27 protein-coding genes are annotated in these 22,386 nt (G+C 44.0%); 17 read left to right on the top strand and 10 right to left on the bottom strand.

The features are described from left to right. Positions 1-7 precede the first annotated feature (7 nt). The 10 genes from L0G63_RS03190 to L0G63_RS03145 all read left to right on the top strand — a co-directional run bounded on the left by L0G63_RS03190 (position 8) and on the right by L0G63_RS03145 (position 11,095). The gene (locus tag L0G63_RS03190) at positions 8-3,247 is read left to right on the top strand and encodes a phage tail tape measure protein (RefSeq protein ID WP_301449328.1); all 3,240 of its coding nucleotides are present in this window, start codon (positions 8-10) and stop codon (positions 3,245-3,247) included. 3 nt (positions 3,248-3,250) lie between these two features. Then, positions 3,251-3,733: a hypothetical protein gene (locus L0G63_RS03185; RefSeq protein ID WP_301449327.1), complete on the top strand. Its 483-nt coding sequence runs from the start codon at positions 3,251-3,253 to the stop codon at positions 3,731-3,733. Further along, positions 3,733-4,239 carry a DUF1833 family protein gene (locus L0G63_RS03180; protein ID WP_301449326.1) on the top strand — a complete coding sequence of 169 codons (507 nt, stop codon included), beginning with the start codon at positions 3,733-3,735 and terminating at the stop codon, positions 4,237-4,239. The genes L0G63_RS03185 and L0G63_RS03180 overlap by 1 nt, the downstream gene beginning before the upstream one ends. Further along, positions 4,239-4,589, top strand: a complete 351-nt coding sequence (locus L0G63_RS03175) for a hypothetical protein (protein ID WP_301449325.1) — start codon at positions 4,239-4,241, stop codon at positions 4,587-4,589. The genes L0G63_RS03180 and L0G63_RS03175 overlap by 1 nt, the downstream gene beginning before the upstream one ends. Beyond that, the gene (locus L0G63_RS03170; RefSeq protein ID WP_301449324.1) at positions 4,579-7,311 is read left to right on the top strand and encodes a host specificity factor TipJ family phage tail protein; all 2,733 of its coding nucleotides are present in this window, start codon (positions 4,579-4,581) and stop codon (positions 7,309-7,311) included. The genes L0G63_RS03175 and L0G63_RS03170 overlap by 11 nt, the downstream gene beginning before the upstream one ends. Positions 7,312-7,361: 50 nt before the next feature. Continuing rightward, the gene (locus L0G63_RS03165) at positions 7,362-8,993 is read left to right on the top strand and encodes a hypothetical protein (RefSeq protein WP_301449323.1); all 1,632 of its coding nucleotides are present in this window, start codon (positions 7,362-7,364) and stop codon (positions 8,991-8,993) included. A gap of 8 nt (positions 8,994-9,001) precedes the next feature. Next, on the top strand, positions 9,002-9,874 hold the full coding sequence (locus L0G63_RS03160) for a hypothetical protein (protein WP_301449322.1): 873 nt from the start codon (positions 9,002-9,004) through the stop codon (positions 9,872-9,874). A gap of 47 nt (positions 9,875-9,921) precedes the next feature. Beyond that, positions 9,922-10,314 carry a hypothetical protein gene (locus tag L0G63_RS03155; RefSeq protein ID WP_240215394.1) on the top strand — a complete coding sequence of 131 codons (393 nt, stop codon included), beginning with the start codon at positions 9,922-9,924 and terminating at the stop codon, positions 10,312-10,314. 12 nt (positions 10,315-10,326) lie between these two features. Further along, positions 10,327-10,488, top strand: a complete 162-nt coding sequence (locus L0G63_RS03150; protein WP_301449321.1) for a hypothetical protein — start codon at positions 10,327-10,329, stop codon at positions 10,486-10,488. Between the two features lie 61 nt (positions 10,489-10,549). After that, positions 10,550-11,095: an N-acetylmuramoyl-L-alanine amidase gene (locus L0G63_RS03145; RefSeq protein ID WP_301449320.1), complete on the top strand. Its 546-nt coding sequence runs from the start codon at positions 10,550-10,552 to the stop codon at positions 11,093-11,095. Positions 11,096-11,400: 305 nt separating this feature from the next. Here the strand turns inward: L0G63_RS03145 and L0G63_RS03140 are convergent, their stop codons facing one another. From L0G63_RS03140 to L0G63_RS03095, 10 genes are all read right to left on the bottom strand, one after another. Then, entirely contained in the window at positions 11,401-12,381 is a 981-nt protein-coding gene (locus tag L0G63_RS03140; RefSeq protein WP_301449353.1) for a site-specific integrase, read from the bottom strand. Continuing rightward, positions 12,381-12,722: a hypothetical protein gene (locus L0G63_RS03135; protein ID WP_301449352.1), complete on the bottom strand. Its 342-nt coding sequence runs from the start codon at positions 12,720-12,722 to the stop codon at positions 12,381-12,383. Before L0G63_RS03135 ends, L0G63_RS03140 begins: the two co-directional genes overlap by 1 nt. A 3-nt stretch (positions 12,723-12,725) precedes the next feature. Next, a complete protein-coding gene (locus tag L0G63_RS03130; protein WP_301449351.1) occupies positions 12,726-13,361 on the bottom strand; it encodes a hypothetical protein in 636 nt (211 codons plus the stop codon). Between the two features lie 115 nt (positions 13,362-13,476). Then, positions 13,477-13,677 carry a TraR/DksA family transcriptional regulator gene (locus tag L0G63_RS03125; RefSeq protein ID WP_301449350.1) on the bottom strand — a complete coding sequence of 67 codons (201 nt, stop codon included), beginning with the start codon at positions 13,675-13,677 and terminating at the stop codon, positions 13,477-13,479. A 205-nt stretch (positions 13,678-13,882) separates the two neighbouring features. Continuing rightward, positions 13,883-14,095, bottom strand: coding sequence for a hypothetical protein (locus tag L0G63_RS03120; protein WP_301449349.1), 213 nt, complete (start codon positions 14,093-14,095; stop codon positions 13,883-13,885). Continuing rightward, the gene (locus L0G63_RS03115; RefSeq protein ID WP_301449348.1) at positions 14,092-14,604 is read right to left on the bottom strand and encodes a hypothetical protein; all 513 of its coding nucleotides are present in this window, start codon (positions 14,602-14,604) and stop codon (positions 14,092-14,094) included. Before L0G63_RS03115 ends, L0G63_RS03120 begins: the two co-directional genes overlap by 4 nt. After that, positions 14,604-14,957 (bottom strand): hypothetical protein, encoded by a 354-nt coding sequence (locus L0G63_RS03110; RefSeq protein ID WP_301449347.1) that lies wholly within the window; start codon positions 14,955-14,957, stop codon positions 14,604-14,606. Before L0G63_RS03110 ends, L0G63_RS03115 begins: the two co-directional genes overlap by 1 nt. Then, positions 14,950-15,672, bottom strand: a complete 723-nt coding sequence (locus tag L0G63_RS03105; protein WP_301449346.1) for a hypothetical protein — start codon at positions 15,670-15,672, stop codon at positions 14,950-14,952. The genes L0G63_RS03110 and L0G63_RS03105 overlap by 8 nt, the downstream gene beginning before the upstream one ends. Then, positions 15,669-15,893: a hypothetical protein gene (locus L0G63_RS03100; RefSeq protein WP_301449345.1), complete on the bottom strand. Its 225-nt coding sequence runs from the start codon at positions 15,891-15,893 to the stop codon at positions 15,669-15,671. The genes L0G63_RS03105 and L0G63_RS03100 overlap by 4 nt, the downstream gene beginning before the upstream one ends. Before the next feature lie 261 nt (positions 15,894-16,154). Next, entirely contained in the window at positions 16,155-16,835 is a 681-nt protein-coding gene (locus tag L0G63_RS03095; protein ID WP_301449344.1) for a LexA family transcriptional regulator, read from the bottom strand. Positions 16,836-16,961: 126 nt separating this feature from the next. Between L0G63_RS03095 and L0G63_RS03090 the strand changes: the two genes are divergently transcribed. The 7 genes from L0G63_RS03090 (at position 16,962) to L0G63_RS03060 (ending at position 22,383) form a co-directional block, all read left to right on the top strand. Then, on the top strand, positions 16,962-17,222 hold the full coding sequence (locus L0G63_RS03090; RefSeq protein WP_301449343.1) for a YdaS family helix-turn-helix protein: 261 nt from the start codon (positions 16,962-16,964) through the stop codon (positions 17,220-17,222). 41 nt (positions 17,223-17,263) lie between these two features. After that, on the top strand, positions 17,264-17,764 hold the full coding sequence (locus L0G63_RS03085; protein WP_301449342.1) for a phage regulatory CII family protein: 501 nt from the start codon (positions 17,264-17,266) through the stop codon (positions 17,762-17,764). Further along, positions 17,754-18,770, top strand: coding sequence for a primase-helicase zinc-binding domain-containing protein (locus tag L0G63_RS03080; RefSeq protein ID WP_301449341.1), 1,017 nt, complete (start codon positions 17,754-17,756; stop codon positions 18,768-18,770). Before L0G63_RS03085 ends, L0G63_RS03080 begins: the two co-directional genes overlap by 11 nt. Further along, complete coding sequence (locus tag L0G63_RS03075) at positions 18,770-20,470, top strand: primase-helicase family protein (protein WP_301449340.1); 1,701 nt, start codon at positions 18,770-18,772, stop codon at positions 20,468-20,470. The genes L0G63_RS03080 and L0G63_RS03075 overlap by 1 nt, the downstream gene beginning before the upstream one ends. 351 nt (positions 20,471-20,821) lie before the next feature. Beyond that, positions 20,822-21,226 carry a hypothetical protein gene (locus L0G63_RS03070; protein ID WP_301449339.1) on the top strand — a complete coding sequence of 135 codons (405 nt, stop codon included), beginning with the start codon at positions 20,822-20,824 and terminating at the stop codon, positions 21,224-21,226. A 135-nt stretch (positions 21,227-21,361) separates the two neighbouring features. Next, positions 21,362-21,805, top strand: a complete 444-nt coding sequence (locus tag L0G63_RS03065) for an HNH endonuclease (RefSeq protein WP_301449338.1) — start codon at positions 21,362-21,364, stop codon at positions 21,803-21,805. A 104-nt stretch (positions 21,806-21,909) separates the two neighbouring features. Then, positions 21,910-22,383: a phage terminase small subunit P27 family gene (locus tag L0G63_RS03060; RefSeq protein WP_301449337.1), complete on the top strand. Its 474-nt coding sequence runs from the start codon at positions 21,910-21,912 to the stop codon at positions 22,381-22,383. Positions 22,384-22,386 lie beyond the last annotated feature (3 nt).

Below are 22,386 nucleotides of genomic sequence, written 5' to 3'. Positions count from 1 at the left end.
GGGTGTCATGGCTTCGGTGCTGAGTAGAATCCAAGTAATCATGGAGGCAAATACTGCCAACTATAATAACGAGCTACGCAAAGCACGAAAAAACAGCAAGTCAGCGTTCAATGATATCAGCACCAATGCCGCCAAAATGGCGCTGGGAGTTGGCGCCGCGCTTGCTGGTATGGGCGCATTATCAATCAAAACAGCCATGTCGTTTGAAAGCTCAATGGCTGAGATTGATAAGACCGTAGAATTTGCAACTAGCAACGGCTTGGCAAATATGCGTAAAGAGTTGCAAGCATTGACCACGCAGATTCCGCAGACTTTTGAAGAATTAGCGGCCGTCACGGCTACTGGCGGTCAGCTGGGCATCGCAGAAAAAGACCTAGTTCACTTTACCGAAGTGATGGCAAAAATGGGTGTCGCTTTTGATCTGCCAGCTCAGCAAGTTGCAGATAGTATGGCAAAGATCGCTAATGTATTTCAGATACCAATTGCAAATATTGACCGGCTTGGCGATGCGATTAATACGCTATCCAATAACACTCCTGCTACCGCTGCCCAGCTCATTGATTCACTGCTACGTGTTGGCGGTGTCGCCAAAGTCTATGGACTGTCAGAGGATGCAACATTAGGCTTAACAGGTGCATTGATTGCAATGGGTAAACCAGCTGAAGTTGCCTCTACCGCAGTCAACTCACTACTAACATCATTCTCTACATTAGACTATGCGACTAAGTCTCAGTTGATCGGATTTGAGCAGTTAGGATTAAATATTGATGATTTTAGTAAACTGGTAGCAACTGATGGTAAGCAAGCAATTATTACTTATCTTGATGCTATTAATGATCTGGAGGAATCTAAACGCATCGGCACGAACGCCTTAATTATCGGTAAGGAGTTCGGCGATGATATTACCATGCTCGCAGGCAGTGTGGGCGTACTAGAAAATAACTGGGAACTACTTGGTGAAACGGTCAACTCAACCAAGGATTACTTTGGCTCAATGGATGTTGAGTTTAAAAAAATCAGCGACACAACTGCTAATAAAATGGTCTTATTTAAGAACAACATCGATGGTGTGGTCGCCAGTGTTGGTGAAGCCTTTATACCAGCTTTAAATGAATTACTACTAAACATGACACCTATGGTCGCAACCATAGGCACCTGGGCATCTGCTAATCCTGAATTAATTCAACAAATCACACTCATTGGCGGTTCTTTAATTGCTACAGCAGTTGGTTTAAAGCTTGCTGTTGATGGTTTTACAGCGGCGAAGACTACAATTGACGGTTTGAAATTGGCTTATGTCGCTCTAGCTGGTCCAATGGGACTAACTATCATTGCATTAGGTGCTTTAGTTGCGGCTGGTGTGCTTGTCTATCAACATTGGGAAACCATAAAGCAGACTATTAGCGAAAACAAAGCCTTATTTATGGTACTTGGCGGCGTTGTAGGCGGTGTATCTGCAATATTATTAATTCACAATGCTGCGCTTATAGCCAGCTCTATTGCTGCGACTGCTGCTTCCGTTTCTACGGCCGTAATGACAGCTGCCACAGTGACATGGAGCGCGATCAGCACTGTGGCTGCCACTGCAACATGGGCATTTGGCGCTGCGCTTGCTGCTGTCACTAGTCCTATTGGTATTCTTGTTGTCGCTGTTGCAGGTTTGATAGCTATTGGCGTTGCTCTGTACAAAAATTGGGATGAGATAAACGCATGGGCTAACACTAAATGGGCTGCTATTACAGCTTCGATAAAATCCAGTCTTGAATCTGCAAAACAAGCAGTAAGCAATGCATGGAATAATATTAAGACAAACACAGTAACAGCATTTAATAGTATCCGTTTAAGTATCACAACTGCATTAAGTCAATTACCTAGCAAAATGCTGACAATCGGCAAGCAAATTATAAATGGCTTAATTAACGGCATAAAAGCAGGCGCAAGTGGTGTCGCTAGTGCAATCGGTAACATGGCATCAAGTGCTGTCGCTAAAGCTAAGAGCGTTCTTAACATCCGTTCACCATCTCGTGTCATGAAAACAGTTGGAGAACAGACTGCAGAAGGCATGGCCGTTGGCATAAAAAAAGGTGCTAAGGCGGTCGTCACCGAAGCTCAGCGAATGGCCGAGCAAGCTGCCAAAGCTGTTGAAGACGGTATTGATAGCTTTAGAAAACGCATTGCTTTATTTGGCAACACTAGTGAACTATCTTCCCTAATGTACGATATCAACGCTGGCAAATTTAAAGGCGCTAGTCAGGCTCGTATTAATGAATGGGTTAAACAAGCCGAGGCGTTGCAACAACTAGAATCACAGCTGAAAGCTACTAATGCACTAAAAGAAAGGTTTGATAAATGGCAAGATGAACGCGATAAAATGCGTAGTAAGGCGACTGATTTAATATCTGGTAGAGCCGCACAGTACCAAGCTGATAAAAAATCTATCGGTGTGGATTTTGACGGCTTAGACGTAAATGGCCCTCAGACTGAAGCGGAAAAATTGCGCGCTGCATACGATAAAAAGATGGCTATTGTTGATAAGTATGAGCAGACGCATACAGACAAAAAAGCACAGGCTGAAAAAGCACGCTTAGCCTTGACAGAGAACTTCAATCAGTCGTCCAAAGATTTGGAACTGCAACGGCAAGCCGCTAATCTAGGCAGCATCACCGCCCTATTTGGAATGGCTTTAGGAGAGACTAGCAAAGGCTATAAAGGCATGTTCTTGATTCAAAAAGCTTTTGATTTTGCCAGTGCGCAATCTGCCAGTTTTACCGCTATCGCAAAAGCATGGGGATCAGCCCCATTCCCTGCCAATATACCTGCCGTTGCTACTACTACGTTGCAAACAGGTATCATACCTGCCGCCATTCAAGCTCTAAACCCGAAAGGTTTTATGAAAGGCGGTTATACGGGCGACTATCCTACCAATATGCCAGTTGGGCCCGTCCACGGTAAAGAATTTGTTGCACATGCCGCCGCGACTACAAAATATCGATCAGAACTTGAATCGATGAATAACGGTACGTATGAGAGCAATAAACGCAATCAGGGTGTCATTATTTATATGACAAATAATGCTCCAGTAGATGTGGCCACCAATGTCAATAACGATGGCAGTATCGAAATGCGTATCGATAAACGGCTAGACCAGCGTCTACCACAAGCGATGGCACAACAAATCAACGACCCCTACAGTGCAACTAATCAGGCACTCAAAAACAACTATCACTTACAGCGCAAATTAGGATAAATCATGGCAGACATACCAAAGTTCATGCTAAAACCGCTGCGTGATGGTTACTCCTTCAGTCTTTCGCGTAATGTTGCTAGCACCGAAACCATCGTTGGCCTGCCACGTGAACGTAAAGATAGTGTGGGGAAAGTGCATCGAGCTAACGTCACTTATAAATGTGTCCGTTCACAGTGGCAGTACTTCTTAGCTTTCACACGCGCTTACGAAGGGCTGCCATTTTTAGCATATCTACTATTAGATTACGTTGATCACAAGTGGTATGAGTGCCGCATTGTTGGTGACTCTATGCCAGTACAACCACTTGGCGACCAGATATTTACCGTTCAGTTGTCACTGGTTGCTAAGCCCATCAAATATGATATCGACAACGATATTTTAATCTCAACCTTATATCAAATGACAGAAGGCCAAATCGAACTTTACTTCCAAAAGTTGGCAAAACTTGTCAACGAAGATCTACCAGATGCACTAGGAGGTCTGTAATGGCAACCATTAAAGAGATGGAGTATTGGTTACGCGGTCGCCATGACGATATACGCCTTGAGTGTATCGAAATTAAGCATCCATCTTTCAGCCGCGACTATCGCTTTGTACGCAATCATGCCGACGGTGTGCGCGTGCGCTACGAAGACAAAGTCTACCGTGATTATGAGCCTTTACCATTAACGATCCGGGCAGGTCAGTCAGCCGACAATTTACAACAAAGCTTTACCATTGGTATCGGTGATGTCGGTGAGATCATGCCTTTTGAGATTGATCGTTTGCGCCGTGGCCAACACTCAACAACACGGCCAACGCTTAACTATCGTGTGTATCTAACGAGCGACTTAACCGAACCAATGACCAGCGTGCGCGGCTTAGAAATAACCGACAATCAGCCGCAGAAGCGTGGCGCTGTCTTCAAGTGCCAAGCAAAGCAGCTGAATAAAACCAGCACCGGCGTCATATTTACTATTGACTTGGTTCCGACATTGCGAGGCGCTAGCTAATGCTTGTTTTATCTGACTACGACAATAAGCGGTATGACGATGACAATTATAACTGCCTACATTTTGCCGTTGATATTTATCGCGATATTACTGGCCGGGATATGGGCGTCTATGTTGCCGACCTGATGACTGGACGCACCAAACGCAAAGTTAATACTGCAAAGCTCAAAGAGTTTGCCCCGCTCGATAACCCTATCGACCCGTGCTTGGTGTTGATGCATGGCAAAGAGCTACACGCTGGTATTTACCACCAGGCTAAAATTATACATATGACTGAATCGGGACCGCAGTGTGTACCACCACATATTGCAGCGCTAAAACACGGACGGATAAAATATTATGCACTCTAATATCGAACTGATTGTTGTCCGCAATCCCATGTCTTATGCCTGCGACAACTCTGACTGTAAAATCGTGCGCGGTGAAGATTTATTTGAACTTGTTACTGGCATTTACCCAAAAGGACAGCCACCAAATACCTACTGGTATCACGAAACATGGGACACTGACTTTGACGTGACACCCAACACGCCTGACGATATCATTGCATTAAATGATAAAGGCGGGACTATCTATGTCGTCACTTATCCTGCGGGGCCTGAGACATGGATACCGATATTAGTATCGGCATTTATCACAGTCGCGGCTGTTCTGTTGATGCCCATGCCTGTGGTGCCGACTGGCTCAACCAATGCGCCGCCCAGCCCTAACAATGCCTTAGCGCAGCGCACGAATCGACTGCGCCAGGGCGGCCGAGTGGCAGAAATTTACGGTGAGGTATGGTCTGTACCTGACCGAGTTGCAACGACTTATACTGTCTACATTGATGGCCGTGCCATCGAGATGTCTTATATGTGGATTGGCCGCGGCTGGTACTTAGTGACAGAGGCATTGGACGATACAACGCCTCTTGATCAAGTATTTGGCAGCGGTGTTTTGGTCTTTGATGCAAACAGCACCCTTGATGATACACCCGCGTATCAGTTTGGCAGTGCCTTTACGCCAGATGAGGCCGCTTTATCCCGTTTCGCAACCAAACGTTATACCTCAGTAAACGGGCAACTCCTGCCGCCTACTGATAACTATCTGACATTAGACAAAGCCGTCTTTAGAGCCGGTGGCATCATAGAGCAATCAGGCTTTAACTTTGTCAGTCAGTTTAAGGTAGGAGATGCAATCACCATTGTACAGACAAATCCTGCTGACTCCGCAAATGGTATCACTGACCCAGTAGATCAAGGTGACCCACCGGCTAATCCACCTCTTGTCGGTCCAGTGACTACCTATAATTTAAGCGGTGTCTATACCATCAGCGCCCTAACAGAAGCGCAGATCACATTATCAAACCCAGCTACCATCAACCCAGACTGGCAAAAGCTTGCTGACAATGCAGATTACACGGCTGAGATAGAAACAACCGCTAGCACGCAATCTGACAGCTTGTGGCAGGGCTGGTTTTACACAAGCGAAAAAGATCATGAGTTCGTGATGGTTAATTTTTTATCATCAGGCGGGCTTTATATCACCGATGGTCAGACGTTTGAACCCATCGGTATTGAGGTCGAAATTGAGTCAGAAATTATTGATAGCACAAATAATCCAGTGCCAGGAACGCTGCAAATCGATACGCATATTATATATGGCTCTAAATACACGGATTATGCAAACAATGGTGGATTAGGCGTTTGGCGCGATGGCAACCATTGGTGGTCAGGCGCTCATGTCAGCAACACCGATGCTGCGCAGACTGCCGCCAGTACAATCAAGATTGAAAATGCAAACATGGCGACAGGCAAAAGACTGCGCTGGCGCTCACGCCGCAAGCATGGTCGGGTTATAACATCTAAAGGCTTCAGTGTTGTGCAAGATATTCGCGTAGCAGACTTCTATGGCGCAAGGCTGATGACTGCTGCCGATGCTGCACCAGGGTTTACCAAAATATATAGTAAAGCCGCCGCAACTGAAGGCGCACTGTCGCTCAAAGAGCGTAAGCTTACTGTGCTATCGCAGCGTCTTGAGCGTGACTGGCAAAATAATGATGCACTTATTCCATCAAAGCGTATTGATGACATCATATATGACATTGCTACTGACCCAGTAACCAGCAATATGACTGCTGATGACTTGGATATGGTGCAAATAAAGGCCGAAGTTGACGCGCAGATTGCTTACTTTGGCACTGATTTGTGTGCTCAGTTCTGCGGAACGTTTGATAGTAAGGACATTACAACTGAAGAGATGATACAGACGGTTGCGATGGCAGGATTTTTTACCGCTTATCGCATTAACAATAAAGTCTGTCTGCACTTTGAGCGTCCTGAGCCTTACCCAGTTGCGACATTTAACAGTCACAGTATTACGCCAGACAGCTTTGAGTATAGTGAGACATTTGGACCACGTGACGGCTTTGACGGCGTCGAAGTGACATATACCGACCCCGTGGACGACGCGAAAGTTACACTGCGTTATCCCGATGACGGATCTGCAACCAACTTTGACACCAAAAATAAGGACTTGGTCGGTGTGCGCAATAAAGTTCAAGCGCATATGCACATGATGCGCCGGCACTGGAAAAATCAACACGCTTATAAGACGTGTTCTTTTACCGCAGCCGATGAGTCAGGATTTGTGATACCAACGAACCAAATCAATGTCGCTGACCAAAATCGCGCTGATACACAGCAAGGCGCAGTTGAGGCCTTGCAAGTTAATAGCGCTGGTCAGTTCGTTTTGACATTATCAAGCACAGCCAATTTTGGTGATAAAACTCAGGCGACGGTGTTTGTACAAACCGTTGCCGGTATCGTCGATAACATCCGCTGTACACCAAGCGACAATCAATACGATGTGATATTGAGCCGCGCGCCCTCACAGCCCCTTAGTACAGCTTGGGACGCCGTAGTACGTGCTACTTATCAGTTGGTGCTACATGACGATCTTGAGCGTGATAATTATATAATCACAACAAAAGACCCTGCTGACAATCCAATGTCACACAAGCTGTCGTGTATTAACTACACGGATAAGTACTACGCAAACGATCAAGATTTTATTAACGGCTTGATAGCCTAAATTAAACATACGCCTCCTTAATTGGAGGCTTTTTTGTGGGAGCTTTAAAAATGGCAGAGCCGATTACAATGCAAAAGTTTGTTAATGCTGATGTTGATGTTGACACGCTTGAAGAAGCAGTAAACGAAGATAAAGTGATCGTGAGTCGCTTGGGCAAAGAGTATGCGTCAGTACCAATGGCTTCGCGATTATTAGTTGAAAACGGACTACTAGGTGCAACACCATTCAGTACATACATATCCCTAGCGTCTAGTGCTTTGGTTGATGGTGATTATGCTGTTGTTACGAATGATACTGACCTAACGAAAAACGGAGTTTATGAAAAGATTAATGGAGCTTGGGTTTACTCAAAATACAACCCAGTTGCACAAGCAGAGGCCGTTGCTGAAACCACAAAGAAGAATTTTGAAACCCTATTTGTTGAAAAAAGCGTGTCCTTTGACGACAATGTTTTAATTGCGATTACCGATAAGGTTGGTAACAAGACTTGGTTGCAAGCAAACAATGAGGACGGTGGTTTAACTAAAGACGCAGTATCGGCGGTAAAAAAAGGTGTCGGACTGCTTGATAGTGACACATTAAATGGACTGATGGCTATTACAGACAGAGATGGCAACTTAACAGATATATGGCTAGATAGCAGTGGTCAAATACACGATAAGGTTATGGATAACTGGCATAGCCGATTGGCAACAAGAAATTCTGATAATAATGCAACCGCTAGTGATGGCTCGATGCCTGACTTGGTGCCAAAAATACACGGCAGCGATTCAACTACAAAAAAAGGAGATAGTTATTATAAAAACGGCACGTTAAACCCTGTTTATCCTGATATGACTAAAATGATAGTTATCGGATCATCAAGCGCGGCTGGTATGTATGCTGAGTTTTTGCCAAAACTACCGACGTTGTCTGCCAACATTGAGCTTTATTCTCCCGCAACAGGTGGTGCAATGGTTGAGCAAATGGAAGCGCTTTTTGGCAATAATCCGCTGCGACTATCGTTTGCAGGCAACAAGATATTAGCAAGCGGTGTCTCTTACGTGTCTATGCTTGATGATTTCCCATATCAATCAGCATTAAACAAGATTAGCGGTTGGGTTGACGGTGTGTATGGAAGCATAGGCTATACAGGCGAGGAGCTTACATTTACTAGAGCTGTGGCAGGTGACGAGGTAGTTGTTAGCGATGAAGTGAAAATCATCCCCGATGAGGGCAATGAGTTCAGAAATGCTGTACATATATCTTGGATCGGCAAAAACAACCTAACTAAAAACATACCGAGTGTTGACTGTGTGGGTAGCCTCATACGCAAGACAAATTCTATGTTTGAGTATATCCCTAGCATGATAAAACGCATCATTGTGATGACCCATTTCCATGATAGAGATACGCCTGCCGTCAGTGAGATAAGAGATAGAGTTAATGACTGTAATGAGCGATACAAAAGATTGTATGGTGATGCTGTTTTTGATGTTAATCAGTACATTTTAGACCCAAACATTTTTGATGAAATCGGCTTTGTTAGAACTCCTGAGCAAATTTCAGCGGATGCAGCAGCCCAAGCTCTAGGTAATAAAGCGCCAACATTGTCTAGGGATAATGGCCATTTTAATAACGAAACAGACGAATACATAACCACTAAACTTATCGAGTTTATTCAAACCAAAGAATGGTACTAGGAGATAAAATGGACACATTAATTATTAGAGCCAGCGACACTATAGCTAATCCGATTTACGGCAAAGTACCTGATTTGTCATCTGATTTAAGACTTGTTATAGATGTCAGAGAGCTAAGTAAGACTTACAACTATGGCGATAGAGTGCCATATATCGACGCAGGTATCTTGGGTTATGCACCGCCATCTGAAAAAATATTTGATAAGAACCTAAATTATAATTACAGCTCGCCAGTGGATGGCTACCCAAACTTTCCTTTATATACCGAAGAGTTGGGATTTCCAACACTTAAATTTAGTGGATTCGAGGGTATCGCTCAAGACTCAAGTATACCGGAATCTGGCACTGTTGTTACTACTGCAACTTACGTCTGTTTAGTGCAGTCTGATACCCAAAACGGTGCAAATAACCGTATATTTTCAGGTGATACATCTGATACAGCGCACCCAGATCTGGGTGTGTACTCAGACAGAAACTATCATTCTGTTTCAGCATATGTTGGCACTAATAACATGACAATGGCTGTAGGTAAGGATATTAGAGAAGGAAATCAAGATACTACGCCTGCTGCAACTATAAAATACACCCGAAGGGTATCCGAAGAACCGCAAGTCATGGTTTTTGTGTTTGACGGAGAAAATTCTTTTGCTGTATTCGGCGAGTCTGCAAGCACAAAATATAATGTAGATATGCCCCCCGCAGCTAACGATCATCTGCGACTAGGGTCTTACGGTCCAATGACAAAAAAAGGAGATACGTTTTTTGGGCACATTGGTTATTTTGCTCAATACTCACGGGCTTTTACGTTTGAAGAAGCACAAGCAGCTATTGTTAAGCTGTCAAGAGAGTTTGGATTAAGCAATGGATTAGAGATAGGTTGATTTTTAACTAAGGCGGTTTTTTTTTGTCAAAAATTTGAGGGGGCGTTATGCCACAGAACACACCGTTTTTAGAGCTAATCATACTAAAGCTGATGGTATTTCTACCTAAAGTTTTTGCGGCAGTAATTGGTGCAATATTTGGTTTGATGCTATCAGGCGACATTGGCAAAGACGGTAAGATACAAGTGAATATGTCAGTGATAATCAAGTTTACTATCGCTGTCACAATCTCGCTGTTTGGCGGGGCAGCACATATTGAATTTATGGGTTATCAAGATTATAGCGTCATGACCCAAGGCGCAATCATGCTCGTCTGGGCAGTGTTCGGCATGTTAGCAATAGGTATTGTTTATCAAGCTGTAGCATTGTGGCAGGGTAAAACGATTGCTGAGGTAATCAAAGAAATCAAAGACGCGGCGTTTGCAATCTTTGGTAAATAATAGGAGTAAACCATGCAATTTAATTTCATCAAAACAGCACGTCAGCTGACAAATATAGCTATCAAAAACAGTGAGATTGTCCAGCCTTACGTCAAACCAAGTCATTACCGGCGCGGTCTACTCGCACTCAACGCTCTGCATTACGCACTACGCATTTCAGATAAATCCAAATAACAATCAACGTTAATTACAGCCCCAATCTGGGGCTTTTTTAATGTCTAAAAAAGGACTAATCATGTCAAAAGTTACTATTACAGCCGGTCACTCTAATACCGATCCTGGCGCGGTTGCCGGCAACGTCACTGAAGCAGAAATCACTACTGATATGCGCAACATCGTTGCTTATTGCCTACGCGATTTGGGTATTGAAGCAGTCACCGATGGCAACGGTAGCGAAAACGACACGTTGCGCAATGCAATTAAACTCATCAAGCAAGGCGAAGTTGCTATCGAGTTTCACTGCAACGCATTTCATCTGCCAACCGCTGGTGGCGTTGAAGCCCTTGCTCAACCAAAAGACAAGGCAATCTGCCAAAAACTTTGTGAAGCTGTCAGTGACGTGTTAGGTATTCCAGTGCGCGGCAATGCAGGTGGTTTTAAGACTGAAAATAGCGGTCAACATTCGCGTCTTGGCTATGTACGTGAAGGTGGTATTATTTTAGAGTTATTCTTCATTTCCAACCCAACTGAGCTTGCTGCGTATCAGGCTAAAAAATGGCCACTTGCTCGTGAGATTGCAGACGTCATTGCTGACCACATTGGTGTTGGTTGTAAAGCTTAATCATGTCGCAGTTTTTGTCGCAGTTAGCGTAGAAACTATTTAAATCAATTTAAACGAAAAAACATAAATATATGATTTGATTATATTAATTTTTTATTGGTTTATATTAGATTATACAAAAAAGAGTTCGAGTCTCTCCAGCCCCACCATTTTCGGATAGTGAATAAATTGTCTCAAACCTATACTAAACCTGCCTTCGGGCAGGTTTTTTTATTGCCTAAAATTTGATAAGTATTTATTAAAGGTGCTGTTGTCGCAGTTTTGTCGCAGTTTCTATAATTCAACTACCGAGTAACCCTCGGCAGTTAGTCCCCATAATCCAGCTTCATCATCTCAGTCTGCATGCGCTCGGTATTAATCCACTTTGCATAGATTTTAGTGAACGTGATGATGTCATGGCCCATCTGATAAGCCGCTGCAGAAACATCGATCATACTATTGAGCATCGTCGTCGCATAAGTATGACGGCAATTATAAGCAGGTCGAGCTCTTACGCCGATCACTGGTAGGACTTCTTGAAACTTTTCGGACAACTTATCTGGTCGTGTCCATGGCTCATCGGTGTGTAAGCTGATAAACAGACGTGACTGGTGGCCAGTGAGTACCTTGAGTCTATCCAATACAACCAATATCTTATCGTTGAGATAGATATTACGTATTTCATTGGTCTTAGTTGATAGCTGCACCTTGCCACTGCTCAACGTCTTACTTATTTTTGCTAGTCGATTGGGTATATCTATGTCAGCCCAGTCTATGGCCAATGATTCGCCAGGGCGACAACCGGTCCAAAACTGCCATACAAAATATAGATACCAAATCTCTTTACCATCTGTCCAATGGCTTTGCATATAATCAAGTATGGCCAAACGCTCATTAGGCAAAAAAGGATCTGGCTCATCCTTTTGAGTTTTCTTATTACGGATACGTTTAGTGGGCAACTCTTCAATAATTTCGTCAATAAATGCTAAATCAAACACTCCGCGCAGTGGCGTGAGTGCGTCGTTAGCAGTTTTAGTGCTGCTAAAGTCATTCTGTGCGAGTGCAGTGCGCACCATTGCCGGTGTTATGTCTGCAATTGCTATAGATGCAAAAAAAGGCATCCATTTATTTTTGAGGATGCCTTTGTATTTACGTCTAGTGCCTGTATTACCACTATCTAAGCTATCAAGATAAAGCTGCGCATAGTCTGCAAAAATTGGTCTATCATCTGCTTTCGTTTCATCGATAATATTACAAGCCAATTCAATATCTGTTACTGTCAGATTCTCCCATTTTCTACGAGCCATCAAACTAGCTCGTAGCTTTCCCGCTTGGGCAATGTTTTTCGGCGTCGCCGTGTACGGGAGGACGAAGTACCTGCGCCCTTCTCCTTTGATTGGGATATTAATTTCGACGCTGCCGCTTCGCACTCTAACGCCTTTTGGATACCCTGTTGATCCAGCCATTCATTCCACCCATTCAGACTAAAGTAAATCTTATTATCAACCCTTTTCCACACTTCACCTTCTGGCCATTTATCTTTTGCCATGTATAAGCGTTCGTGCGGTAGACCAATAAGTTTACCAAATTGAGGGAGCGTTACCCAGTCCAACGGAACATTTGATTTGATAATTTCAATAACGTCCATTTTTCAGTCCTCACTTATTACTTTAAACTCAATAACCCAAACCCAAGGATTGTCCCACCATGCGTCATCGCCATACTTCGCCATCCAGTAGGTAATAAACGCAGATAAAGGTTTTGGTTTCAATTTTTCATAACCAGCAAAATTAAAACAACCTTCTGCCTCCGCACTAGCTGCGTTAATATCTCGTACACTCTCAATGCGAATATCGATTATTTCTAAAAGCAAGCGACTTGCCCAACGTGGCATGTGCTCAGCACCGATAGGCCCTATGTATTCTTGATGCTCGTCGTCCCAAGGTAAATGCAAATCACCTGGTGTGAAAGGCTCTTTGCATTCGACCAGCGTATTGTCAGCGTAAAACCAATCCCAATCACAATGAATTAATGACGGCTCCTGCACCCACAGCCGCTCACCCATCTCCCCGAAAGGACAAGGTTTAAGTAAAACCTCCTGCCGTTCGTCATCTATTTCTTTTATACAGACCGCACTATCACCCTCTGCACTAAAATCCCATTCAAAACCTTCGTCAATCTCTTTCGCAGTCAATACAGGCAATCTGTGCTGCGTCTTATCGCCTGCTAACACTGCATTAACTTCTTGTGCGGTTAAGATTATTGGACGTTCTTTTGCATTAATCACAGTCATTCTCCGTTATTCAACTCAATCGATAATAGCCAAATCACTGCGACAATGAGCATGCCCAGTAAGATAGCAGTGCCGGTGATTACTAAAAGTTGTTCATTATCAGTCAACATCACCGTCCCCTTTTCTCAAATACGCTTTGGCAGTCTACACAGAGCGTTACCCCGCCCATTGATTGACGTTTAGCGGGGATATCCTCGCCACATTCCAAGCACTCAGCCAGTGACGGCTTGTCAAATTTTGGCGCTCGACTCAGATACTGAGTCATCGTTAAATCAACATAGTCATTTGCGCGATCTGCATCATCAGCCATTATCTACCCCATCTTCTCAACAGTCGCATTGATGGCCGTGTAGGTTGACCCAGTGCGATATTCAATTTTATTGCCACGGTCAGCCAAGCGACATGCTCGGCCCACCAGGTGACGCCCTTCCCCGCACGCGCCGACAATCTCCCAGCTGTGCATATTTACATCAAGCCACCGCAATCCGTAATTATTACGTGCAAACGTAACTCGCTTAATCTGCTTTGACATTACTGCTCTCACTTTCTTTGATCATTTTGCTTAACCACTCATGGATCTCTTTTAGGCGTTCCAGCTCAAACTTTTTCATGATGTAATAATCGTCGCGTTTTGGATCACGCTGATTTTGACGTTGCAGCTTGATAAAAAACTGTCCGTCTTTGACAAATAGATGAGCACGACGGCTAAGTGATAATGTTTTACTCATCGCTTTAGCTCCCGTAATATCAGACTTTTAATCGTACCGGCTGCGTATAACTGCCCGTTTTTACCATCGATGTTGACGACATGATGATTTTTAGTACCGTAATGCGATCTTTCTATCGATAGATAGGCTTCATGATGCGCAGCTTTTTTGCGCTTATCAGTGCGATTACGGATTGCTTTGTTGTAACCATCTATTGATGAGCTAAGCAGTACACTCATGTCAGGGACGACTCCTTCACTGTCCCAAAGCGGATGTATTAAGCGCCGCTTAACTGCTGAATCCGCATTGCGATGTTTATCAAACAAGATGACGTCTAGGTGCATATAGTTACCAAGCAAAAAGTCATCATTAAAATTGATCACATCAATGCCACGCTCAAGCGTAATAACATCTGTGATGATGCCCTGTGCATTGAGACATCGCTGCACACGGTCACAAGCCGTAGTTACACCAATATGCGGCGCGCCACATACGCTAATCATCAACGGTTTTTTTGATTGCTTTGACATTACGCTACCTCGCTGTGGTCACTATTGACGGCTACGGTGTCAAGTAGCGGCTCAAGGTTGATATTGGCTAAATATGCAGTACGCAAGTCAGCCTCTAGACGTACCAATATTGGCCACTGGGTTGGATTGATACGACATTGGCGTTGAGACACTTGCACGATGACCAGCCGCAGCTGGTCTGCAACATCGATAAGTGTCTGCTGATCACGGTTGCATCTTGGTTTGGCGATATGAGCCGACCACTGGATATTAGCGTCACGCAACGCTGTACGGCTGACAGTGTTTGTGAGCTTTGCGCTTTGGATAAGAGAGGCTAGGACTGCCGATGGCTTGATGTTGGCGATGTTACGCATAGCACGCCTCCAATGCCGCGCGGAATGCTGGCAGCTCGGCTTCGGTGATGGTGCGATAAGTTTCGTTGTGCCAAACCGATATCTTTACGTACTGACCTGTATGAATAAACTGATTCAGTGAAAAACGGCTGGTAAGATCGGCTATGCCAAAGCTTGATTTATCACTATGCTCTATATTTGATGTTGCTATGACAATCGCAAAATTAGGACGCTTATCATTAAAGGAATTTTTACCAATCACGATGTCCCACGCTATCAACTTATCGCCACCAATCGCATAGTCGTCTTCACTAAAGCGGTCCATGCTATGCATGCGCTGAATTAGGCATTCCGATAGATTTTTGATAAAGATAAGCTGCATATCAGCTTGGGTGATTTGTGGTACTGACTCAGATAGCCAATTACGTTGGTCTAATACATCATCGATATGTGGGACGCATTCGTCTAAGTCGTTACCGCTTAGATAATCGACATCGTTGACGGACGCGCGCTTAAGATCATTTTCCCACGGAGTGTGCGTTATAGGCGCATCATTAGCTGCTTCAGCTTGCATCGCAGCAAGTAAGCGGTCACCGTGACTGTCATTTTTAACTGACAGCGCGCGCGTCAATTCGTCGATTTTCGCTTTTAAAGCATCAATATCAGCTTTGGTTTCGTTATCAAATCCGATTTCAAAGCGTGTGATTAGCTTGCCTAGCTTGTTTTGAGTGCTCATGCTGCACCTCCCAACGACAAAACAACAATCAACAAAACGCAAAAAACCATAAGCAAACGCATAGTTTTATGCGCTTGCTTATAGTTAATCTGTGTGTGAGTGATTGTCTGCTCAGCAGCTTGTAGCTGTTGGTTACGTTCGGCTAGGATTGTTTGTAGGCGCTCAATCTCTAGCTGAGCGCGATTTGGTGTGACAGTTCCATTGTTTTGATATTGAGACATGACGTTATACCCGTTTTGTTGATTACGGGTATATATTAATCATTTGTTGTTAATAATGTCAAATCTTTTGTTGTTTATATTAAAAATAATTAAATATTAACAACAAAACATGTTAAGAAATTAAGTGCTTTAGTTAGTCCAACTCGTAGACTTCAATATAAACACACCAGCCCCTAACTAAAGGGTTGTCTTCTGAGACTGGTTTAGCATGTGCAAAGTAATGCTCAACCCAATACTCTATCCATGGTCTGCTAGGCATTGTTATATCCCCGTACATTCATTATCCAATAAGTGCAGCTCATCACGCAGTCTGCTTGGCGGTTGTATTTCTACAAATGGGTTTAGAACATTTACCTCTTCACAGTTGAAAGACATTCGTTCCATTCCATTAACAGATATAACAGTAATAATGCCATGTTGACAGCTAACAAACTCTTTAATCATGTTGCGACCATCTGCTAATACAATATGCACATATTCGCCAGCGCACGGATCTCTTTTAGGATCGAACACTATGTACCATCCTGAACGCAATGCAGGGAACATGCTGTCACCTACGGCACGTATGACATACGCTGAATCACTAGCATTATTTACCTCTAAGTATCCATCCCCGCCATTCCCCATGTAATCCAGCTCCAGCCAATATCCGTTATCACCCATCTGAGCTGAACCTTTAACTGGAACGTACTTAATAGGGCTCTTAACTATACCGTTTCCCTTCTCTTTTTCCTTTTTAATCATTTCGCCCGTACCGCTCATCAACCAATCAATGTCGATATCCAGTGCTTTCGCTATTTGAGCAGAATAAGAACTCTTCTTACTGTCTCTTTTTTCTAATGTAGATAATGCTTGCTGTGTCCATCCGATTAGATCAGCAAGCTCTCCTTGTTTAAGACCTCTAAACTCTCTAGCTTCTTTAACTCGCTGTCCAAGTGCCATAATTATATCCTCTGTAATTTCTCTTAATTTAAAACAAATGATGTTGCAAAGCTAACAACAAAAGATTTGACATAATTAACAACAAATGATTAAATACACTAAAATTAACAACAAAGGATTTACATCATGATTATTGATCCAATTACTCCAAAAGAAGCTCTTATGGGAGCCGTTCATAAGGCTGGAGGTCAAACCGAGCTTGCAAAGCTAATCGACGCAAAACAACAAAACGTTTGGCAATGGCTGAATAGAGACGGTAGAGCATCTGCTAAGTATGTTGCAAAAATTAGCGAAGCTACTGGCGTCCCATGTCACGAGTTACGTCCAGATATATTCCCCACTCCCGAACCAGCAAACGATCCAAGTAATCAACAACAACTAGCTTAACGCTACAGCCGAAATAAAAGAACGACAATAACGGGGGCAATATGTCGAAACAAAAATACACAGCCGCACAGCGTGCCGAGAAATGCGTATTAGATCTGGAAGCCGCAATCTATCAAGCTGCAATGAAACCACGCGGTACACTTGGCGGTATCTGTGAGACGTTTGGGCTTAATTACAATACTACCGCGCTACAAGTAAATCCCAAGCGCACATCTCATACCTGCTCACCTGTGCTTATTGAGCAACTATTAAGCAGCACTCAATCATCTCTAATAATGGATGCTATCTGCTGCGCGCATGGTAACGCTGGATGGTTCTTGCTGCCTGATGACAACAACCAATGCGACGAGATGGTTGATATTGCATTACTTGGTCAAAAGTTCGCGGATCTTAATAGCACCTCATTGGACGCTTATGCTGACAAGGTCATCGAACCTGACGAATATGCAAGTATGAAAAAAGACGGTCACGCATTGATTAGTCATATTCAAACCATCTTAAAAAATGCTGAACGGAACATGGAGAGACACAATGACAGATAAACGCACCCCGCTTGATTTTGACGCCATTCGCGCAGCAGCTGTCGGTAATTATGTCTCAAATATATTCCCTGCTGCTGGCATTAGCTTCACTAAACCTGCACATCAGCATCAAGCATGTCCAATGTGTGGCGGCTCTGATAGATTCCGTTGTGATGACAAACGTGGTGAGGGTACTTGGATATGCTCACAATGTGGTGCTGGTAATGGCTTTATGCTCGTGCAGCAATTCACTGGTCTTGATGTTTATGAGACCAATAAGCTGATAGCAGGCGCTATCGGACTTGATGCGACTAGTGAAGTGACAGATGAGCAGCGCGCACAGTGGCAATCACAACAAGTCGAGCGTGAAGCAGCTGAGAAAGCTGAGAAGCGACAAGCCCGTCTTGATGCTGCTAGCCGTGCTCAAAGTATTTGGGATAATGCAAAACCCGCAACCGATGACCATCCTTATCTATTACGCAAAAATGTCGCAGCTATCGGCTTACGTAAAGATGACAGCGACAATCTAATCATACCCATGCAGTACTACAACATAACAACCGAAGGGACTACGTTGGTCAATGTACAAACCATCGCACCTGACAGCGAAAAGCTTTTCCTAAAAGGCGGCTTAGTGAGTGGCGCTTACTTTACGATTGGCAATAGCCCTATGTTTGGCGCGGGTGTGATACTAATTTGCGAAGGCTATGCAACTGGTGCAACTGTGTTTGATGCAATGAGCTATAGCCTACCTGTAGTTGTAGCTTTCAACGCCCATAATTTGATACCAGTAGCCAAAGCAATCCGCGCTCAACATCCTGATCATCGCATTATCATCTGCGCTGATGACGATAGTGCAACTGCACTCAAGATGCGTGATAAGGACATAGTAGACGGCAAAGAGCCAAAGCCACTTGTTGAGTACAATGCAGGCATACGTGATGGCAAACTGGCAGCAATAGCAGTTAATGGCGAATTGGTTATACCCAGTTTTGATGTAGTAGATATAGATAAGGACGCAGCGTAATGCAAGACAAACAACACTCAGATTTTAACGACCTCGCAGCAACCGCTGGACTCAACGAAGTGGCGCGGCAAATCAAACATGCAGTAGCTAACAAATCAATCGTCACTCAAGCTGCCAATGATGATCATAGTGTTGTTGATGCGCCTACTGTCTCACATAATGGCAACGTACCCGCTGATGTTGAACAAGATATGCGCTTGGCTGACATGCTCAAGCAATACGCTCAAATTACCGATATCGGCAAAGTAACCAATAAAGTCTATGACATCGTAAATAAGATTGAGTATACAAAAACTCAGTTCGCCAATGAGATCGGCAATAAAAAACTAGCGGTGCGTTGGTGGGAGTCTAAGCACGAAAAGATTAGTAAAGCAGACGTTAGCAAAGACCGAGACGAGCTATTAGCGGTTGAAGCAAAATCAATGTTTGACCGCTACTTTCTCATATATGGCACAAAAGAAGTGTGGGACGACGTTGAGCACATAAGACTACCAGTGGACACTATCAAGCTAGCATGGCCCAATGAGTATGAGATTTGGCTAAAAAGCGAATCACGCACAACAGTAAAAGCTGACAATATCTGGTTCGACCCAACTCACTCCAAACAACCCAAAAACCCTAATGATATCGCTATCAACACGTTTGACGGCTTACCGCTTAAGCCTATCGAGACTGAGTTAAGTGATGCAGCCACTATGTGCAAGCCGATCACGGACCTACTACTACATTTGTGTGAAGGCAAACAAGAAGTTTACGAATGGGTGCTTAGATGGTTGGCCATACCCTTACAGCAACCTGGTACCAAGCTCGATACCGCATTGATATTTCATGGCGAAGTACAAGGTGCTGGTAAGTCGTTATTCTTTGACCGCATCATGTCACGTATCTATGGCGACTATGCTGTCACGCTTGGACAAGGTCAGCTTGAATCTCAGTACAACGACTGGGTGTCTAATAAGCTCTATGCACTTTTTGAAGAGATATTCAGTGGCAGCGACCGCTACTCACAGATGGGTATGGTCAAGCAGCTCATCACGGGCAACACAATCTATATCAGCAAGAAATTCATGAGTGGCTGGCAGCAAGACAACTTCGTTAATGCGATATTCTTATCCAATAACATGATGCCTCTATCACTTGAGCAAAACGATAGACGTCATGTAGTCTGCTATCCACAACAAAAGATTCCCGCACCCATCCTAAATGAAGTCGCATCAGCTCTATCTGATACCGATGACAAGATGCTACGTGCTTTTTATACGCTACTCATGATGACAGACTTAAAAGACCAGACAGCGCATACACCTGCGCTTATGACCAACAGCAAACGTCAGCTCATTCGATTAAGCCAACCAAACTGGGAAGTATTCTACGATGATTGGGTGATAGGCGAAGCCGGTATACCTTATTGCAGCTGCTTAACTGACGATCTGTATGACTACTACCAGTACTGGTGCCGTAAAGGTGGTGAACGTGGCACTACTAAAACCAAATTAATGACATATATTGGTAGACGTGAACACAAAGAGCGGCTAAGATACCAACTGCCTGCTGTCAATCGAGTAGTTCAAGCGACTGTTATTGCCGTCAAGATGCCAACAATGTTCCCCACAGCTGACGCAGCCAACCAACAACTGTGGCTTGGCAAAGAAATACAGGTCATGAAGAACGCTATCGGTCATAAACTTGACCCCAAATAGCCAACCATGTGCATAGTGTGCACCCCATGTGCATAGTTTAAAATACAACTATGCACGTCTACAGCCCTTACCGTATATAGCTTATAGCGACCCTGTGCATAGTGTGCAGGGTTTTTCGTATGCGCGCGCGGGAAATAATTTATTTTTATTATCAACCTATGATAACAACAAAATATTTTTATCCTCGTGCGTAAATATAACTATGCACACTATGCACACTATGAACATCAGTCTTACAAGCCAGTAATACCAAAGGGTTCAGACGTGCATAGTTTAAAATCAACTATGCACATCTTGACGTAACTATGCACACGATCCTATATTGAATCTAAATAACGGGGGATATTTATCATGCGTCAAGAGTACTTACGAGCAGCTGCTGAAGCGTTTGCAAACATCACACCTATTGAGTCTGACTGCTATCATTATCTGAACGACGGCTTTGATACGGCTATCCAAGCACGACTATCAGCATCCTACTCAGACAAGCTATCAAGGCAAGCAATAAGAAAAAGATATATTGATAAAGTAGTCTGCACCGCGTTGGCAGAATGTCAGTATCCGATTAATACTGCACTTGGTTCAGCTTGGACAGACAGCGAGCGAGCTGCATTTGCTGGTATTGCAAAACAAACTTGGTCTGACAATAAACTATCTGATCATATTAATTTTATATTAAAAGATATCAACGCAAACTCACGCGCTGTATGGTCTGCAACAAAATTACAAGTCGTCGGCTACTCGGAGGCTACTTGAGTTTTCGGACAGATTACCTTAAGATTTCTCATATTCGAAGTTCCTGCCTAATCGTAAAGCACACGGCAGCATCAACCAAACATTACCAGTTAAGCCCATTGCCCCCGCAGTGGGCTTTCTTTATGAGCAATCCTTATGCCATCGATGCCTACTACGCTTTGCAGCCATGCAGGTTGCAACGCCAGTACTGGTACCAATGGTGTTTGTAAGCTACATAAGCCCAAGCCAAAACATCAAAAAGCCACGCAAATCAAGCAAGCCGAACCTGCCAAGCTTAAGCGTATAGACAACAGACCGTCATCTGCTCAGCGCGGATACGATGCCCGATGGCGCTCAGCTCGCTTACTATTTCTGAATGATAATCCGCTGTGCAAACATTGCAAAGCCAACGAAATTATTAGAGCCGCTGACGTAGTCGATCACATCCTACCGCATCGCGGCAATCAGGAATTGTTTTGGGATCAGACAAACTGGCAGCCTCTTTGCTACTCATGTCACTCAATCAAAACAACGACCATCGATAATAAATTATCTGATTATGATGTCGCCCAGCTCAAGGCAGGGTGGGGTAAAAAGTAAACACGATTGTCCTCCACGACCACCGCCCCCAAGAGAATTTTCGCATGGTCAAAACCCTATAGGGGGTATACCCCCTCAAAAAATAACTGTTCTCAGGTGACACTATGTCTCGTCCACGCAAACCAACGCAGCTCAAAGTGTTGCAAGGCAGCCGTGTCCGTAGCGACCGTGAAGCTGCCAACAACGCTGCTCAACCAACACTGGCTATACCACCCTGCCCTGATTGGCTAGACGCCAAATCACGCAAACAGTGGGACAAGATAGCGCCTCAATTAGTCGCCCTCGGATTGCTATCAGTTATTGATGGTGATTTATTTGGCGCGTATGCCGAGACGTCGGCCCGTTATGGTGACGTCTGTACCAAGCTTGAGAATGTTGATACTTGGATTGGCACAACGCCTAACGGTTTTCAAGTACAGACTGCTTTGGTCAGCATTCGTAACACATTACAAAAACAGCTTATATCATTGGGCCGCGAATTTGGTCTATCTCCTGCTGCACGCTCCAGTATCAAAGTCGATGTCGCTCAAGGTAACTTATTTGGCGATAGTGAATTTGGGGAGTTTAAACAAGGTTAAAAA

Origin of the sequence: Psychrobacter sp. (genome assembly GCF_030454045.1) — a bacterium.
GTDB lineage: Bacteria > Pseudomonadota > Gammaproteobacteria > Pseudomonadales > Moraxellaceae > Psychrobacter.
Note: the sequence above shows the minus strand (reverse complement) of the source record. Positions and strands in the feature narration are given on the sequence as shown.